The sequence below is a fragment of the Nocardioides korecus genome, from assembly GCF_054778395.1.
In genome coordinates this window covers 363,545-379,508 of sequence record NZ_BAAGZO010000001.1, presented here as the reverse complement: position 1 = coordinate 379,508, position 15,964 = coordinate 363,545, and the positions used below count along the sequence as shown (strand labels likewise).

Genomic DNA, 15,964 nt, shown 5'->3' with positions numbered 1-15,964 from the left:
GCTAACGTCGGGCCCATGCCGGCCACCCGAGTCCTCCCCAGCGAGGAGGCCACGTCCCTGATCGAGCTGGTCCGCGACCTCGCCCGCCGCGAGCTCGAGCCCGCCGTGGTCGAGGCCGAGGCCACCGCCACCTTCCCGCGCGAGGTCTTCCGGACGCTGGGTCGCGCCGGCCTCCTGGGTCTGCCGTACGCCGAGGAGGTCGGCGGGGGCGGTCAGCCCTACGAGGTCTACCTCCAGGTCGTCGAGGAGATCGCGACCGTCTGGGCCAGCGTCGGCGTCGGCGTCTCGGTGCACGCCCTGTCCTGCTTCGGCCTGGACTCCTTTGGCACCGAGGAGCAGCGGCAGCGCTGGCTGCCCGACATGCTCGGCGGCGAGCTGCTCGGGGCCTACTGCCTCTCCGAGGCCCACGCCGGCTCGGACCCCTCGGCCATGCGCACGCGCGCCCGGCGCGACGGCGACGACTACGTGATCAGCGGCGCCAAGGCCTGGACCACCCACGGCGGGCAGGCCGACTTCTACAAGGTGATGGCGCGGACCTCCGACGAGCGCAACGGGATCTCCTGCTTCCTGGTGCCCGGCGACAGCGAGGGCCTGGTCGCCGACCCGCCCGAGCGCAAGATGGGGCTCACCGGCTCCGACACCGCGACGATGCGGTTCGAGGACGTCCGCGTCCCGGCCGACCGGCTCCTCGGGGCCGAGGGCGACGGGCTCAAGATCGCCCTCTCGGGCCTGGACGCCGGTCGCCTCGGCATCGCGGCGGTGGCCGTCGGCCTCGGCCAGGCCGCGGTCGACCACGCGGTCGCCTACGCCGCGGAGCGCGAGCAGTTCGGCACGGCGATCATCGACTTCCAGGGGCTGGCCTTCCTGCTGGCCGACATGGAGGCGGCCGTGCAGAGCTCGCGCGCGACGTACCTCCACGCGGCCCGCCTCAAGGACCGCGGTCTGCCGTTCTCCCGGGAGGCCTCGATCGCCAAGCTGGTCGCGACCGACGCGGCGATGAGGGTGACCACCGACGCCGTGCAGGTGCTCGGCGGCTACGGCTACACCCGCGACTTCCCGGTCGAGCGCTTCATGCGCGAGGCCAAGGTGACCCAGATCTTCGAGGGCACCAACCAGATCCAGCGCATGGTGATCAGCCGCTCGCTGACCCGGGCCCCCTCGGGCGCCCTCCACACCGACCCGCACCAGCAGGAGCACCCGTGACCCCCACCCAGCCCACCGGCACCCCCGACCTGGCCGGCTTCGGCCCCGGCGACCTGCCGGACCTCACCGGCACCCGCGCGGTCGTCACCGGCGCCAACTCCGGGATCGGCTTCCACACCGCCAAGGCGCTGGCCGAGCACGGCGCCGAGGTGGTGCTGGCCTGCCGCAACGTCGACGCCGGCCGCACGGCCCAGCAGAAGCTCGCGGGCCTGCGCGGGACGACCCGCGTGGAGGAGCTGGACCTCGCCTCGCAGGAGTCGGTCCGGGCGTTCGCCGAGGCCTTCGACGGCCCGCTGGACCTGCTGGTCGGCAACGCGGGCGTGATGACCCCGCCCCGCTACCGCGAGACCGCCGACGGCCACGAGCTCCAGTTCGGCACCAACCACCTGGGTCACTTCGCCCTGGCCGGCCGGCTGCTGCCCCGCCTGCTCGAGGCCGACGCCCCGCGCGTGGTCGCGGTGTCCTCGATCGCCCACCACCGCGGCGACGAGTCGGTGCTCGAGGGCAACCCGCGGGCGACGTACAACGCCAACAAGGCCTACGGGAACTCCAAGCTGGCCAACCTGCTCTTCGCCTTCGAGCTCCAGCGCCGGGCGACCGCCGCCGGCAGCTCCCTGACCGTCGCCGCCGCCCACCCCGGCGTCTCGCACACCAACCTGGTCGCCTCCCCCGACGGCCTCGGCGCCCTCCCCGGCGTGCGCCTGGTGGCCCCGGTCGTGGGCCGCGTGCTGTTCCAGTCCTCCACCGCCGGGGCCAACCCGACGCTGTGGGCCTCGTCGTACGCCGAGCCCGGCTCCTACGTCGGCCCGACCCGGCTGATGGAGAGCCGGGGTCGCCTCGGCCGCGCCAAGCTCAGCCGCTCCGCCCGGGACGAGGGCCTGGCCCAGCGGCTGTGGACGCTCTCGGAGGAGAAGACGGGTGTCGGCTTCGGGCTCTAGGCAGCCCCGGCCGGCCGACGGTCATGTGGACGTCAGGTCGGCCCCGCACCCTGAGGGCATGGTGACCTCGACAGCCGTCACGGCGACCCCGTCCGCCCCGCGCGGGCCCGGGGTCCCCGAGGGTGCCACCCCCGGCGTCGAGCCGCCGCCGGGACGCGGCCACCGGGGCCGCCTCGCCGTCCTCGGCGTGGTGGTCGGGGTCGTGGTGCTCCGGCTGCCCTTCCTCGCCTCCCCGCTCAACACCGACGAGGCGGGCTACCTCTACATCGGCGGCCGCTGGGCGCTGCTGTCCCCCGGGCGCTCGCTCTACGGCAACTACTGGGTCGACCGGCCCCCGCTGCTGATCACGCTGTTCGGGCTGGCGGACCGGCTGGGCGGATCGGTGCCGCTGCGGCTGCTCGGCATCGCGGCCATCGTCGTGGCCGTCCTGGCCGTCGCCGACACCGTCGACCACCTGACCCGGGCGCCGCGCGAGGCAGCGGCACGCGCCGGTGTGCGGGCACGGCTGGCCGGCTGGTCGCCGGGGTGGCCCGCGGCCTGCGCCGCGCTGGTGACGGCCGGGCTGCTGGTGACCCCGAACACGGCGGCGCTCACGGTCAACGGCGAGGTGCTCGCCGCCCCGTTCCTCGCGGTGGCCTGTGCCGCGACGGTCCGCGCGCTCCGCCACCCCGACGGCCACGCGCGGGCGGCACTGCTCGCCGGGGCCTGCGCCGCCGCCGCGGTCCTGGTCAAGCAGAACCTGGTCGATGGGGCCCTGTGGGGCGGGCTGATCACGCTGGCCTCGATCCCGGCCGTCGGGCTGCGCCGGGCGCTCCGCGTGCTGGCCCTGGCCGCCGTCGGCGGGCTGGTGTCGCTGGGGGTGGTGGCGGGGTGGACCGTCCTGCACGGGACGTCCCTGGTCGGCGTGTACGACGCGATGTACCCCTTCCGCGTGGCCTCCCGGAAGTTCCTGCTCGCCCACCCGGGCCAGCACGTCGCCACCCGGCAGGCCGCCCTCCTCCACGGCGCCGCGTTCAGCGGGGTCCTGCTCGTCACCGCCCTCCTCGTCCTGCTGGTGCTGGTCAGCACGATCGGCGTCATGAGGCGCCGGGAGCGCGCCACCCGGACGACGTACGCCGCCGCGGTGGCCACCGCCGGCACCCTGGTGTGGGGCGGCGTCTCGATCGAGCTCGGCGGCTTCTTCTGGCTGCACTACCTGGTCCAGCTGGTCGTGCCGCTCGGCCTGGCCACCGGCCTGGTGGCCCACCGGTGGCGCACCGTGGGCACGGTGACCGCGTTCGCCGTGGCGGTCTCGGCCCTGGTCGCCCTCGCGCTGCTGGTCCGGACCCCCCTGCCCGAGGGCGGCAACCCCGTGGGTCGCGCCGTGGGCCGGGTGGCGGAGCGGGGCGACACGATCATCACCGTCTTCGGCAACGCCGACGTGACGCGGGCCAGCGGGCTGGACTCGCCGTACCCCGAGCTGTGGTTCCTGCCCACCGCCGTCCGCGACCACCACCTCGACCTGATGACGCGCACCGTGGACGGCCCCGACGCACCCACCTGGTTCGTCGACCTGGGCTCGACGTACCCCGACCTCGGGCGGGGGGCACCCGCCCTCCGCGCGGCGCTGAGCAGGCACTACCACCGCGTGGCCGTCCTCCAGGGATCAGGCGTGTGGCTGCACGACGGGGTGCGCCGCGCGACCCCCGTCCTCGCCGGCTGACGGGCCTGACGGGCCTGACGGTGTGGCCGGGGGCGCCAGCAGGTCGAGCGCGACCGCCCCACCCGGGCCGGGGAGGATCGCGGCGTCGCCACCGTGGGCCAGGGCCACGCTGCGGACCAGGTTGAGCCCCAGGCCCGACCCGGGCGTGGTGCGACTGGTCTCGGCCCGGCGGAAGCGGTCGAAGGCGTGCTCGCGGAAATCCTCGGGGAAGCCGGCGCCCGCGTCGCGGACGACCAGCCGCAACCGCGGGTCGTCGTACGCCGCCGAGACGGTGACCGGGGCGGCGCCGTGCCGCAAGGCGTTGACCAGCAGGTTGCCCAGCGCCACCGAGCACCAGCGCCGGTCCAGCGAGACGACCACGTCGGGCACGTCGAGGACCACGTCCGTGCCGGGCGGCAGGTGGTCGTGGACGACGTCGTCGACCAGCTCGCGCAGGGCCACCGGCTCGGGGTGGAGGCCCGCCCCGGCCCGCAGCTCCTCCAGCTCCAGCAGCGCGTCGGAGAGCGCGACCAGGCGGTCGACCTGGCGCCGCAGCGAGGCCATCACCGTGGCGGTCTCCTCGGCGCTGCGCGTCCGGTGGTGCACCCACTGGAGCTCGGTGCTCATCAGCGCCAGCGGTGTGCGGAGCTCGTGGGAGGCGTCGGCCAGGAACTGGCGCTCCCGGTCGGCGCCGGCCTCGATCCGGGCCAGCAGGTCGTTGAAGGTGTGGCCGAGCCGGGTGAGCTCGTCGTCGCGGTCGGTGTCCACGGGCAGCCGCCCGACCTCCTCGGCGCCCGCGCGCGACGCGGCGCGGCTGTAGCGCTCGACCGGGTCCAGCGCCGCCCGGGCGGTCCGGTAGCCGACCAGGGAGGCGCCGGCCAGCGTGGCCAGGTCGGCGATCAGCAGCTGCAGCAGCAGCTCGCGCAGGGCCTCGTCGTGCTTGCTGCGGCTGATCGCCGCGGCCACCACCCGGGCCCCGTCCGGGGTGGACACCGGGTCGGCCTGGACGCGGAAGCCGCGGTGGGCCGGGGCCGGCAGCAGCCGACCCAGGTCCATGCGCAGGCCGCCCGCGGCCCGGGCCTCGCGCACCTGCGCCGGGGTCAGCAGCGGCGGCAGGCTCCGGTTGCCCCCGACCAGGCGGCCGGCGGTGTCGTAGACCTGCACGGTCTGGCCCGGGGTGTCCAGCGGCGGCACCGCCCCCGCCCGCACGGCCGGGACCGCGATCCGGCTCCACGCGGCGAGGTCCTGGTCGAGCTGGCGGTCCAGCGCGAACTGCACCCGCCAGAACACGAACCCCGAGGTGAGCAGGAGCACGACCGCCATCGCGAGGGCCACCTTGAGCACCAGCCGGGTGACGATCGGGCGGCCACCGACCACCCGCCTCCAGGGGGTCACCCGACCGGCCGCGTCTCGATGCGGTAGCCGGTGCCGCGCAGGGTCGTGATGACCACGTCGCGCGAGCCCTCCAACCGGGCCCGCAGCCGTGACATGTGGACCTCGATCGCGTTGCTGCGGATGTCGGTCTCCCCGTCCCAGACCGCGTCGAAGAGGCGCTGGCGGGAGACCACGTGGCCCGGCACCTGGAGCAGCTCGGCCAGGATCGCGAACTCGCGCCGGGTCAGCGGCGTCTCGACCCCGCGCACCCACACCCGCTGCTCGTCGGGGTCGAGCACCAGGTCGCCGACGCCCAGGCGGTGCGGCTCACCGCCCGCCCCGGCCTCGCGACGTCGGCCGATCGCCCGCACCCGGGCCACCAGCTCCTCCAGGGCGAACGGCTTGACCAGGTAGTCGTCGGCCCCGGCCTCGAACCCCGCGACCCGCTCGGCGACCGCGCCGCGGGCGGTCAGCATCAGCACCGGCAGGTCGTCGCCGCGTGCGCGCAGGGTGCGGCAGACCTCCAGGCCCGGGACGCCCGGCAGGTTCAGGTCGAGGACCATCACGTCGGCGCCCCCGGACGAGGCCGCCTCGAGGGCGGCGTGGCCGTCGTGGCAGGCGGTCGTGGTGAAGCCGGCCTCGGTGAGGAAGCTGGTCACCAGCTCCACCATCCGGACCTCGTCGTCGACCACCACCACGTGCACCCGACCAGGCTAGGTGGTGGACCTGTCGTCGGGATGACGTCGCCGTTCACCTTCCCGTCACCTCCGGTTTCCTACCTTTCCGGGCATGAGCACCTCCGACCTCCTCGACTTCGCCGGCCGGCTCGGCGTCGACGTCGTCTCGATGCTGCTGCTGGTGGGGTGGCTCTACCGCCGCCGCCTCGCCGCGCCCGAGATGACGCTCGTCTTCACCGCCCTCAACATCGGCCTCTTCGCCGCCGTGTCCTCGATCGGATCGGGCCACTTCCCCACCGGCGTGGGCTTCGGCCTCTTCGGGCTGCTCAGCCTGGTGCGGCTGCGCAGCACCGCGTTCACGCTCAAGGACGTCGCCTACACCTTCATCGCCCTGGTCCTGGCCCTGGTCAACGGCCTCCCCGGGCGCGACCTCGTGCTCGTGGTGATGCTCGACGTGGTCCTGCTGCTCGCCCTGTGGCTGGTCGACGAGACCCGCAGCCGCCAGCCGGTCACCCGCGTCATGCGGATCACGCTGGACCACGCGGTCGACAGCCTCGGGGAGGCCGGCGACTCCGTGCGCCGTCGCTTCGACCTCGAGCCGCTGGACGTCGTGGTCGAGGAGGTCGACCTGGTCCGCGAGACCACGCGCGTCGCGGTGCGGTTCGCCGTACCCCCCTCGATGCCCAGCGGCGCCTCGATCACCGAGGAGGAGGTGCTCGGTGCTCGCTGACCTCCTGGACCTCGGCAGCCGGCGCGACGTCGGGCTGGCCGAGGTCGTGGCGGGGGCACCGGCCCTGACCCGGCTGGACCGCAAGTACGTCGTGCCGGTCGCGGTCGCCCAGGAGGTCATCGCGCGGCTCCCCGCGGCCTGGGGGGTGCTGGCGCTGCCGCCCGTGCCCGGCGGCGACCCCGTCCGGCGCACGACCCACTACCGCAGCACCTACTTCGACACCGCCGACCTCGGGACCGTCCGCGCGCACGTGCAGCAGCGTCGTCGACGGTGGAAGGCCCGCAGCCGCCTCTACGTCGAGGACGGCCTGTGCCGCACCGAGGTCAAGGCCAAGGACGGTCGCGGGCGCACCGTGAAGACCGTCACCGTGGCCGAGGTCGAGGAGTACGGCCACCTCACGGCGGGAGCCCGCAGCTTCCTCACCGACACCCTCGCGGGGCACCGGATCGAGGTCGACGCCGAGCGGCTGCGGCCCTCGATGGAGATCACCTACGAGCGTGCCACCCTGGCCCGCACCGACGAGCACCCGGCCCGGCTGACCCTGGACTGGGGCGTGGCCGGCGCGCCGCTGCTCGGCGGGGACCGGACCGGTCGCGAGCAGGTCTGGGTCGACCACGACCACGTCCTGCTGGAGACCAAGGGCGACCTGCGCCCCAGCGACGCCGACCGCCTGCTCGGCGGGCTGGGGGTGCGGCCCTCCTCGTTCAGCAAGTACGCCGCCTGCACCAGCGTGCTCCACCCGACGATCCCCGACAACGACGTGCGCCACCTGCGCGGCCGGGTGCTGCACCGCGGCCCGGCCCCCGCCCTCTCGACCACCACCCCCAGCACCACTCCCGGCACCGCCGCCGCGCGGGCCGCCGACCTCTGGAGCCGATCCGCATGACACGCACGATCCCCCTGCGCTACCTCGTCGTCGCCGTCCTGGCCGTCCTCGCCGTGCTGGCGGGGGTCGCCGGCGCGACCGGTGCCACGGACGCCGTCGGCCTGACGTCGTCGTCCTCCTCCACGCCGTCGCTCAAGCAACGCCTCAAGGCCGACCCGGCCCCCGCCCTGTTCCCGACCGCGACCGTCGCCCCCACCGGCCGGCTCGTGGACGCCCAGTCCGCCCGGGCGGCGTCGCTGATCCAGGGGTGGTGGGCCGGCCACGGCCACCGCCGCGACGACAAGGCGTTCCTGGCGTGGGTCGAGAAGACCCTCCCCGGACCGCCGGCGGCCGCCGCACGCACCCGGGAGCTGGACGCGGCGGCGAAGCTGGCGGCGACCCGGACCCCGGCGGGCACGAAGGCCTCGACCTGGCTGGAGACCCACGGCAAGAAGGACCTGTGGAAGCTCTACGCCAAGGACCAGGGTGAGCTCCTCACGAGCACGGAGGCCGCGCGGCGCAAGGCCGACATCAAGGCAGTGCTCAAGCTGACCAAGACGGCCGCCGACGCGCTCGGCGCCCGCTACCGGCAGTCCGCGCCGTACGTCCTGCGGCCCTCGCTGCGCCCGGACCACCACGTGACCAAGGACCAGGTCTGCCCGTGCTCCTACCCCTCGCGGCACGCCGCCGCCGGGGCGGCCGCGACCGCCTACCTGGGCGGCCTGGAGCCCCAGCGCCTGGGCGAGTACCGCTGGACCGAGGCCGAGATCGACTACTCGCGCGTCTACATGGCCGGCCACGTGCCGAGCGACCTCGTCGGCGGCGCCCTGCTCGGCGACCTGGTCGGCGACTACTACCTCGGCACCCGCCCCTGACCCCTCGGTGACCCCTTCGGGACTCCTCCGTGACCGGGCGCCGGCCCGACCGGCTCGTTCAGCCGCTGGTCAGGGCGTACGTCGCACCCTGGGTTCCGTGCAGACCTCCCACCCCCTCAAGCGCGGCGCCGTCGCCCTGGCCGTCGTCGCGGCCCTGGTCGTCGCCTTCCTGGGGGCGCGGCACCTCGACACCGCCGAGGCACACCCCAACGGGGTCGAGCAGCGGCTCGCCGACGACCCGGCGCCGCCGCTGTTCGCCCAGGCCACCATCACCCCGGTGGCCGACCAGGTCGCCGCCCAGGCGCCCCGGGCCCAGGCGCTGCTCAAGCAGTGGTGGGCCGCGCACGGTCACACCCGCGACGACGCCGCGTTCCGGAGCTGGCTGGTCGCGACCGTCCCGACCCCGCCGTCGACCAAGGCTCGCACCGCCCAGCTGAGCCAGGTCGCCACCGTCGCCGCGACGCGCACGCCCACGGGCACCAAGGCCGCCCGCTGGCTGGCCAAGCACGGCGCGCACGACGTCTGGATCGCCGCGGACGACGCCCAGCAGCACGCCCTGTCCGCGACCGCGGCCACCACCCGCGACCGCCAGCTCAAGCGCGCCCTGGTCCTCGCCACGGGCACCGCCGACGCGCTCGCCAAGAAGCTGCAGCAGTCGGCCCCCTCGGTGCTGCGGCCCTCGCTGCGCCCGCCCGGCGCCAAGGGCACGCCCGCCCCGGGAGCGACCTGCCCGTGCTCCTACCCCTCGCACTACGCCGCCACCGGCGCCGCCGCCCAGACCTTCCTCACCACGATGGACCCGGCCCGCGAGCCGCAGTACACCCGGATGGAGGCCCAGGTCGACTACTCCCGGCTCTACCTGGCCGGCGGCCTGCCCAGCGACCTCGACGCCGGGGCGCTGCTGGGCGACCTGGTCGGCGGCTACGTCCTGGGCACCCGCTCCTGACCGGTCCCACCCGGACCCGCGCCAGGCCCGACGCGGCCTGAGAGCCGGGTCGTGGGGCCGTCGTCGGCGGCGTACGGCAGGCTGGGCGGCGTGTTCCACATCGGAGTCGACCTCGCCTGGGGGGTCAAGCGCCCCACCGGCCTCGCCGTCCTCGACGCGGACGGGCGGCTCGTGCACGTCTCGACGGTCCGCACCGACGAGGAGATCCTCACCACCCTGGCGCCGTACGCCGAGGGCGACTGCCTCGTCGCGCTCGACGCCCCCCTGATCGTCAAGAACGCCACCGGCAACCGTCCCGGCGAGGCCGAGCTCAACCGCGACTTCGCCCGCTTCGACGCCGGCGCGCACCCCGCCAACACGGGCAAGCCGGAGTTCGCCGGCACCCCGCGCGGGGCCGTGATCGCCTCGGCGCTGGGCCTGGACATGAACCCGCGCTCGGGCCGGGCCCGCCGGGCCCTCGAGGTCTACCCGCACCCGGCGACCGTGGCGCTGTTCCGCCTGGGCCGCACGCTGAAGTACAAGAACAAGCCCGGTCGCGACCTCGAGCAGCTGCGCACCGACCTGCTCGTGCTGATGGGGCTGCTGGAGAGCCTCGCCGACGCCTCACCCGCGATGGTGCTCACCGGCCCGGCCTGGGCCGCCCTGCGCCACCAGGTGGAGAGCGCGACCCGCAAGAGCGAGCTGCGCGTGGTCGAGGACCAGGTCGACGCCGTGGTCTGCGCCTACGTCGCGATCTACGTCCACCACCGGCCCGACGACGTCACCACCTACGGCGACTTCGAGACCGGCTACGTCGTGACCCCGACCCTGCCCGCCGACCTGGTCCCGACCAAGCGGGCCTCGCGGACGCCGGTCGACCCGGTCCGCGCCTACGCCCTGAGCCACCCCGACCTGGTCCGGGCCAGCGAGGAGGCCCTCGCGCTGGTCACCGGCATCCTCGACGACGCGGGCATCAACTACCTGACCGTCTCGGGCCGCACCAAGAGCGTGGCCTCCTTCGCCGAGAAGTCGACGCGCACCCGCGACGGCCGGCCGATGTACCCCGACCCGCTGACCCAGATCACCGACACCATCGGGCTGCGCGTGATCACCTACGTGCACTCCGACGTGGCCGCCGTGGCCGACCTGCTGCACGACCAGGTCGTCGTGGTGGACGACCGCGACATGGGGCAGGAGACCGCCCAGGAGGGTCGCTTCGGCTACGCCAGCCGGCACCTGCAGATCGGGCTCGACGCGGTCCGCGAGGCCCAGCCGGCGTACGCCCACCTCAAGGGGCGCGCCGCCCAGGTCCAGATCCGCACCGTCCTGCAGCACGCGTGGGCGGAGTTCGAGCACGACATCCGCTACAAGGGCCAGATCCCCGAGGAGCACGCCCGCGACTTCGACCGTCGCTTCACCCTGGCCGCGGGCCTGCTGGAGCTGGCCGACCAGGAGTTCTCCACCATCCGCGACACCCTGCGCGCGGTCCCGGGCGAGACCCCGCCCGCGCCGGCCGACGACGACCCGCGCATCGACGCCCGCGAGCTCGCGGCGTTCCTGGCCGGGCAGTACGCCGACGCCGGCTGGTCGCGCACCGACCACTACGCCTGGATCTCGGGGCTGCTCCTCGAGCTCGGGGTCACCTCGCTGGTCGAGCTCGGCGAGGTGCTCCGCAACGTCGACGAGGCCGGGATCGCGGAGCGGATGGACTACCGCTACCCCCCGGGCGCCGTGCGCCGTCTCGACGACGCGCTGCTCGCCGCCTTCGGCTCCACCTTCGTCGGCCTGCACGGCAACGCCCACCGCCGCGCCGCCCTCCAGGCCCGCCTGGACAAGCTCGACGCCCGCGAGGGCTGAGCGGCTCGGTCGAGACCTCCCCTCGCGGACGGAGCGTGTCGAGACGCCCTCAGCCGAGCGCGACCGCGCCCGCGGCGGCGAGGACGGCCACCACCGCGCCGGCGGTGCGGACCCGGTCGGCGGCCAGGAGCGACCGCACCAGGGCCGGGTCGTGGCCGCGGCCGAGCCGACCGTGCAGCGGGGCGGCCCGCAGGGCGGTGGTCCCCAGCGTCACGGCGCTCCCGGCGGCGCTGAGGAACACCAGGGGCGTCGGGTCGGCGAGAAGGGCGCCGAGGGTCGTGAGCAGCACGACGGCGTACGCGAGACCGACCAGCGGGACGATCCGCCGCGAGTGCAGGTCGTGCTCGCGCGCCCACGCGCTCCCGGGCAGGCGGGCGAGCGCGGGGTAGACGAGGGTCGTGACCGTCACCTGGAAGCCCGCGTGCAGGCCGGTGGCCGCGAGCAGGGACCAGCGCCAGGAGTCGGGCGCCACCGTCAGCGCGTGGCGGCCCGGAGCCGCTCGGCGAGGCCGACGAGCTCCTCGCGCAGGCGCACCAGCTCACCGCCGGCCAGGCCGGTGCGCTCCTCCACCTCGGCCTGCACCCGGGCGGCGCGGTCGCGCAGCTCGTCACCGACGGCGGTCAGCGACACCAGGACGACGCGCTGGTCCTCGGGCGTGCGCCGACGCTCCACGAGGCCGCGGCCGTCCATCCGCTGGAGCATCGGGGACAGCGTCGCGCTGTCCAGCTCGAGGCGGCGGCACAGCTCGTGGACGGTGAGGGCGCCGTGCTCCCAGAGCAGCACCATCACGGCGTACTGGCTGTAGGTCAGGCCCACGAGGTCGAGCCCGGGGCGGTACGCCGCGGTCATCGCGCGCGAGGCGGAGTAGAGCGCGAAGCACAGCTGGTCCTCCAGGGCGGGGAGGTCACGGGTGCCGGACATGTCCCCCAGGGTAGGCCCTGGTCCCTGCTGACCACCTGGCGAGCCGGGGTCGTCCTGCAGGACGGCCCCGGCCGGGGTGCCCGGGGTCAGCCCAGCGGTGCGGTGAGCTCGATGTTGATGTCGTCGGGGTCCTGGAAGGACAGGATCGCCAGGCCGGCGTCGGTGAGGTCGATGACCTCGCCGTGGGCGATCCCGGCCTCGTCGAAGGCCGCGACGGCGCGCTCGAGGTCCGCGCGCGAGTCGACGGTGAAGCTGACGTGGTCGAGACCGGTGTGCTCGGAGTCGAAGGTCTGGTCGCCGACCGGACGGAGCCCGAACAGGGTGCCCTGCGGCGTCTGGTAGACGACGCCGCCGTAGAAGTTCGCGGCCTCGCCCTCGGTCTTGGGGTCGGAGACCTCGGCGGTCGTGTCGATGGCGGCGGGCCAGCCGAAGACCTGGTCGTAGAAGGCCTTGGAGCGTGCGATGTCGGTGACGGTCAGGCGGACGTGGGCGTAGCCGGAGCTGGTGACGATGGACATGTCAGCACCATAGCCAGCGGCCGGGCGCACCCCGGGTCGTGACGACCTGCGGGTGCTCCCGGCCGGTGGCGCGGCGGTGCCGACACATTTGTGTAGCGGATGCGTCGTTCGAGCCCCTCCGCGCTGCATCTCCTACACAAAAGTGTGGGTACGGCGCGGCGAGGGTGGGTCGGTGACTCAGTCGCTCATCGACCCCTGGTCGTCACCCGGGGAGTCGGGGGTCGAGGGGGAGTCGCCGACCTCGGGGGCCTCGACCTCGTTCGCGTCGCAGTCGTCGGACTTCTGCTGGGCGTCGTCGGCCTGCTGCTTGGCCTGGTCCCAGGCGGACTTGAGCTGGGCGCGGTCGGCCTGGACCAGCTTGACCAGGGTCTTGTGGTCGGCGCGCCGGATCTGGTCGGCCTGCTTCTTCTCGGCGCGCGCCTTGGCGGCGGCGGCCTTGGCGGCCGCCTTGGCCTGGGCGGCCTCCGGGCCCTTGGCCCCCTTGAGCTTGGCCGCCTTCTTCGCGGCGACCGCCGCCTGCTTGGCGGCGTCGGCGGCCTGCTTGGCCTCGGCCTTCTTCAGCGCGGCGGCGTGGGCCTGGACCGACATCCCGGCCCGGGAGGTGTAGGCCTTCTGGGCCGCGTCCTCCGCGTCCTGGGCGTCGGCGGCGTCCTGGTGCTCCTGCTCGCAGGACGAGGTGGTGGTGCCGGTGGGGGGCGTATCGCTCGGCGCGGTGTCGGCGTGGGCCGGGGCGAGCGAGACGCCGAGTCCGGCGACCACGAGGGTCGAGGTGGCCACCAGGCGGTGGAGTGCGCGGGTGCTGCGGACGGTCATGGGGGTTCCTCGACGCTCGGGTGTGGCAGGGGGACCCTTGTATGGTCAGCGAATCCGACATTAAGTGCATATAGCCCAGACGGGTCATTGTGTGGCGAGCGCGCCGAGCCGGGCCGGCGTACGTCGTGCCGGCGGTGTCGCAGACTGTCGTCATGATGGGGCCGTGCCCCACCCGTCCCCCGCCAGCACGACCCCCGGCGTCCGCGGCCCAGCCGGCCGTTCCCACCCGCTGCTCGACCGAGCGGCCGAGGCCCGGGACCGGCTCGCGGCCTCGGACCCGGGACTGAACCGGCTGCGCACCGCCGCCTCGGCGGCGGTCGCGATGGGCACGGCGCTGGGCGTCGAGGCCGTGGTCGGCCGACTGCTGGGCCTGGACCCCCGCAGCGCCCTGGTCACGATGCTGCTCGGCGCGGTGGTGGCGATGATGGGCAGCAACGCCCTGGTCGGGCCCGAGGGGTGGGGCAAGGTCCGCAACGCGGCCTTCTTCCCGGTCGCGGTCGGGATCGGGATGCTCGGCGGCGCCCTGACCGCCGGCAGCCAGACCCTGCGCGTGGTCGGCTTCGTGCTCACCATGTTCGTGGCGGTGTTCGTGCGCCGGTTCGGGCGGCCGTGGTTCTTCTACGGCTTCATGGGGTGGATGGGCTTCTTCTTCGCCTCGTTCCTCAAGGCCACGCCCGACATGGTCCCGGGCCTGCTCGTGGCGGTGCTGGTCGCGACGGTGTGGGTGCTCCTGCTCTCGGTCACGGTGTTCCGCACCAACCCCCGCAAGGCGCTGGCCTCCACGCTGACGGCGTACTTCGCCCGCTGCCGCGGCGTGCTGCGCGCCTGCGAGGACCTGCTCGAGGTCGAGGCCGGTCCCGTCGGGACCGGGCCGTCCCCGGTCACGTCGGGGTCCCGTCAAGCCGCCGGGCGGCGGCGCCGCGCCGTACGCCGTGTGGGCGCCCAGCAGGCCGGGCTGGCCGAGGCGGCGCTGCTCTCCGAGGCCTGGTCGGAGGACCCGCGCGCCCTCCCGACCGGGTGGACCGGGCCGCAGCTGCGCCGCCGCCTGCTGGAGACGCAGCAGGCGGTGGACCGGGTGGCCGGCTCCTGCCTGCGGCTGGACCCCGAGGACCACGAGCTGGTGGCCGAGGCGCGTCGCGTGGTGCGCCACGCCGCGGCCCGGCGGCAGCGGCCCGCGCTCGCGGCCGGGGAGCGGCTGGAGGCGCTGGCCCGCGACCGCGAGGCCGCCGACGCGAGCGCGGAGTCGACCTGGTGGCCCGCGCGGCACGTGGTGATCGGCGTGCGCGACTTCCTCGAGCTCGACGCCCGCGAGGAGGACCCGCCGGTCCTGGACCCGGTCGAGGAGCAGTTCGAGCCCACCGCCCAGCTGGTCTTCGGCAACCTGCCGGGCGCCCCGGCCGTGGCCGCCGACGTGCGGGCCCGCGGCGGTCGGTGGAACCTGCTCTCGCGCGGCGACCTGGCCACCCGGCAGAGCGTGCAGGTCGCGCTGGCCGGGGTGCTGGCCATCGCGGCCGGCAGCCAGCTCTCGCCCTCGCGCTACTACTGGGCGGTGATCGCGGCCTTCGTCACCTTCACCGGCACCGCCACCCGCGCCGAGACGTTCCTCAAGGCGGCCAACCGCGTCATCGGCACCGTCGGCGGGCTCGCCGCCGCGATCGTGCTGGCCCGACTGACCCAGGGGAACACCCCGCTGGTGCTGGCCACGATCCTGGGGTCGGTGTTCCTCGGCTTCTACCTGATCAAGATCTCCTACGCCTGGATGATCTTCTTCGTCACGATCATGCTGGGCCAGCTCTACACCGTCCTCGGCACGTTCTCCGACGCGCTCCTCGTGCTGCGGGTGGAGGAGACCGCGGTCGGCGCGGCGGCCGGCATCGTGGTCGCGCTCCTGGTCTCGCCGCTGTCGACCCGCGACACCGTCCGCTCCTCCCGCGACGCCGTCCTGGAGGGGCTCGCCGACCTGCTCGACGCGGTCGGGTCGTACGCCGAGGGCACCCGGGTCGACCTCGACGCCCTCACCCGGTCCCTCGACGACCGCACCCGCGGACTGCTGCTCGTGGCCCGCCCCCTGACCCGGCCGCTGGTCGTGGGCAACCACAGCCCGACCACCCGGCGCCGCCTGGGCCTCTACACCTCGTCGGTCTCCCACGCCCGGGCGCTGGTCGTGCACGTGCAGTCGCGGCCGATGAGCGACCCGGCGGTGATCGCCGAGGCCGGCCACGCCCTGGCCGAGGCGGCCCGCACACTGGCCCGCTCGGGGGTCGGGGCCGCCGCGCCCGAGGCCGAGGGCCCGCTCGACCGGGGCGACCTGGCGCTGTTCCGCCAACGGTCCCCCCTCGGCGTACCCGACCCGGCGCTGCGGCAGCTCTACTACCTGCACGGCGCGCTGTCCGCCCTCGCCGGGCCGTGATCGCCGGGGGGACCGACTGTTCCCCGGCTAGCCGGGGAACAGTCACCTCTTCGGCCGAACGTTCACCCGACAAGGTCACCTTTTGCCCGACAAGGTGGGCCGGTGACGGAGCACGACCGGCGGCCACCCGGCCGTACGGCGACGTCGGGCCTTCCGGCTGTCGGTGGTGCGGCCTAG

15 protein-coding genes are annotated in these 15,964 nt (G+C 74.9%); 9 read left to right on the top strand and 6 right to left on the bottom strand.

Features of this window, described 5'->3' with window-relative positions; translation table 11 throughout:
• Nucleotides 1-15: 15 nt before the first annotated feature.
• From ACYVDA_RS01780 to ACYVDA_RS01770, 3 genes are read left to right on the top strand one after another with little or no spacing between them, the layout of a single operon-like run.
• Nucleotides 16-1,203, top strand: a complete 1,188-nt coding sequence (locus ACYVDA_RS01780) for an acyl-CoA dehydrogenase family protein (RefSeq protein ID WP_460814325.1) — start codon at nt 16-18, stop codon at nt 1,201-1,203.
• Nucleotides 1,200-2,141: an oxidoreductase gene (locus tag ACYVDA_RS01775; protein ID WP_460814323.1), complete on the top strand. Its 942-nt coding sequence runs from the start codon at nt 1,200-1,202 to the stop codon at nt 2,139-2,141. Before ACYVDA_RS01780 ends, ACYVDA_RS01775 begins: the two co-directional genes overlap by 4 nt.
• 58 nt (nt 2,142-2,199) lie before the next feature.
• Entirely contained in the window at nt 2,200-3,843 is a 1,644-nt protein-coding gene (locus ACYVDA_RS01770; protein WP_460814320.1) for a hypothetical protein, read from the top strand.
• On the opposite strand, the gene ACYVDA_RS01765 is transcribed toward ACYVDA_RS01770, so the two are convergent.
• Both ACYVDA_RS01765 and ACYVDA_RS01760 read right to left on the bottom strand, forming a co-directional pair.
• On the bottom strand, nt 3,787-5,217 hold the full coding sequence (locus ACYVDA_RS01765; RefSeq protein WP_460814318.1) for a sensor histidine kinase: 1,431 nt from the start codon (nt 5,215-5,217) through the stop codon (nt 3,787-3,789). The genes ACYVDA_RS01770 and ACYVDA_RS01765 overlap by 57 nt on opposite strands.
• Entirely contained in the window at nt 5,214-5,900 is a 687-nt protein-coding gene (locus ACYVDA_RS01760; protein ID WP_460814314.1) for a response regulator transcription factor, read from the bottom strand. The genes ACYVDA_RS01765 and ACYVDA_RS01760 overlap by 4 nt, the downstream gene beginning before the upstream one ends.
• Before the next feature lie 85 nt (nt 5,901-5,985).
• Here ACYVDA_RS01760 and ACYVDA_RS01755 point away from each other — a divergent pair, with 85 nt between their 5' ends.
• From ACYVDA_RS01755 to ACYVDA_RS01735, 5 genes are all read left to right on the top strand, one after another.
• The gene (locus tag ACYVDA_RS01755; protein WP_460814311.1) at nt 5,986-6,603 is read left to right on the top strand and encodes a DUF4956 domain-containing protein; all 618 of its coding nucleotides are present in this window, start codon (nt 5,986-5,988) and stop codon (nt 6,601-6,603) included.
• The gene (locus ACYVDA_RS01750; RefSeq protein WP_460814308.1) at nt 6,593-7,489 is read left to right on the top strand and encodes a VTC domain-containing protein; all 897 of its coding nucleotides are present in this window, start codon (nt 6,593-6,595) and stop codon (nt 7,487-7,489) included. The genes ACYVDA_RS01755 and ACYVDA_RS01750 overlap by 11 nt, the downstream gene beginning before the upstream one ends.
• Nucleotides 7,486-8,343, top strand: a complete 858-nt coding sequence (locus tag ACYVDA_RS01745) for a phosphatase PAP2 family protein (RefSeq protein ID WP_460814306.1) — start codon at nt 7,486-7,488, stop codon at nt 8,341-8,343. The genes ACYVDA_RS01750 and ACYVDA_RS01745 overlap by 4 nt, the downstream gene beginning before the upstream one ends.
• 97 nt (nt 8,344-8,440) lie before the next feature.
• Nucleotides 8,441-9,289 (top strand): hypothetical protein, encoded by an 849-nt coding sequence (locus tag ACYVDA_RS01740; protein WP_460814304.1) that lies wholly within the window; start codon nt 8,441-8,443, stop codon nt 9,287-9,289.
• Between the two features lie 90 nt (nt 9,290-9,379).
• Complete coding sequence (locus tag ACYVDA_RS01735; protein ID WP_460814301.1) at nt 9,380-11,125, top strand: DUF429 domain-containing protein; 1,746 nt, start codon at nt 9,380-9,382, stop codon at nt 11,123-11,125.
• A 49-nt stretch (nt 11,126-11,174) separates the two neighbouring features.
• Here the strand turns inward: ACYVDA_RS01735 and ACYVDA_RS01730 are convergent, their stop codons facing one another.
• The 4 genes from ACYVDA_RS01730 to ACYVDA_RS01715 form a co-directional block, all read right to left on the bottom strand.
• On the bottom strand, nt 11,175-11,597 hold the full coding sequence (locus ACYVDA_RS01730) for a hypothetical protein (RefSeq protein WP_460814299.1): 423 nt from the start codon (nt 11,595-11,597) through the stop codon (nt 11,175-11,177).
• A gap of 2 nt (nt 11,598-11,599) precedes the next feature.
• Nucleotides 11,600-12,046, bottom strand: coding sequence for a MarR family winged helix-turn-helix transcriptional regulator (locus ACYVDA_RS01725; RefSeq protein WP_460814297.1), 447 nt, complete (start codon nt 12,044-12,046; stop codon nt 11,600-11,602).
• Nucleotides 12,047-12,132: 86 nt separating this feature from the next.
• Complete coding sequence (locus ACYVDA_RS01720) at nt 12,133-12,564, bottom strand: VOC family protein (RefSeq protein ID WP_460814295.1); 432 nt, start codon at nt 12,562-12,564, stop codon at nt 12,133-12,135.
• Between the two features lie 177 nt (nt 12,565-12,741).
• Nucleotides 12,742-13,377, bottom strand: coding sequence for a hypothetical protein (locus tag ACYVDA_RS01715; RefSeq protein WP_460814291.1), 636 nt, complete (start codon nt 13,375-13,377; stop codon nt 12,742-12,744).
• Between the two features lie 163 nt (nt 13,378-13,540).
• Here ACYVDA_RS01715 and ACYVDA_RS01710 point away from each other — a divergent pair, with 163 nt between their 5' ends.
• On the top strand, nt 13,541-15,787 hold the full coding sequence (locus ACYVDA_RS01710) for an FUSC family protein (protein ID WP_460814288.1): 2,247 nt from the start codon (nt 13,541-13,543) through the stop codon (nt 15,785-15,787).
• The last annotated feature ends 177 nt before the right edge of the window (nt 15,788-15,964 follow it).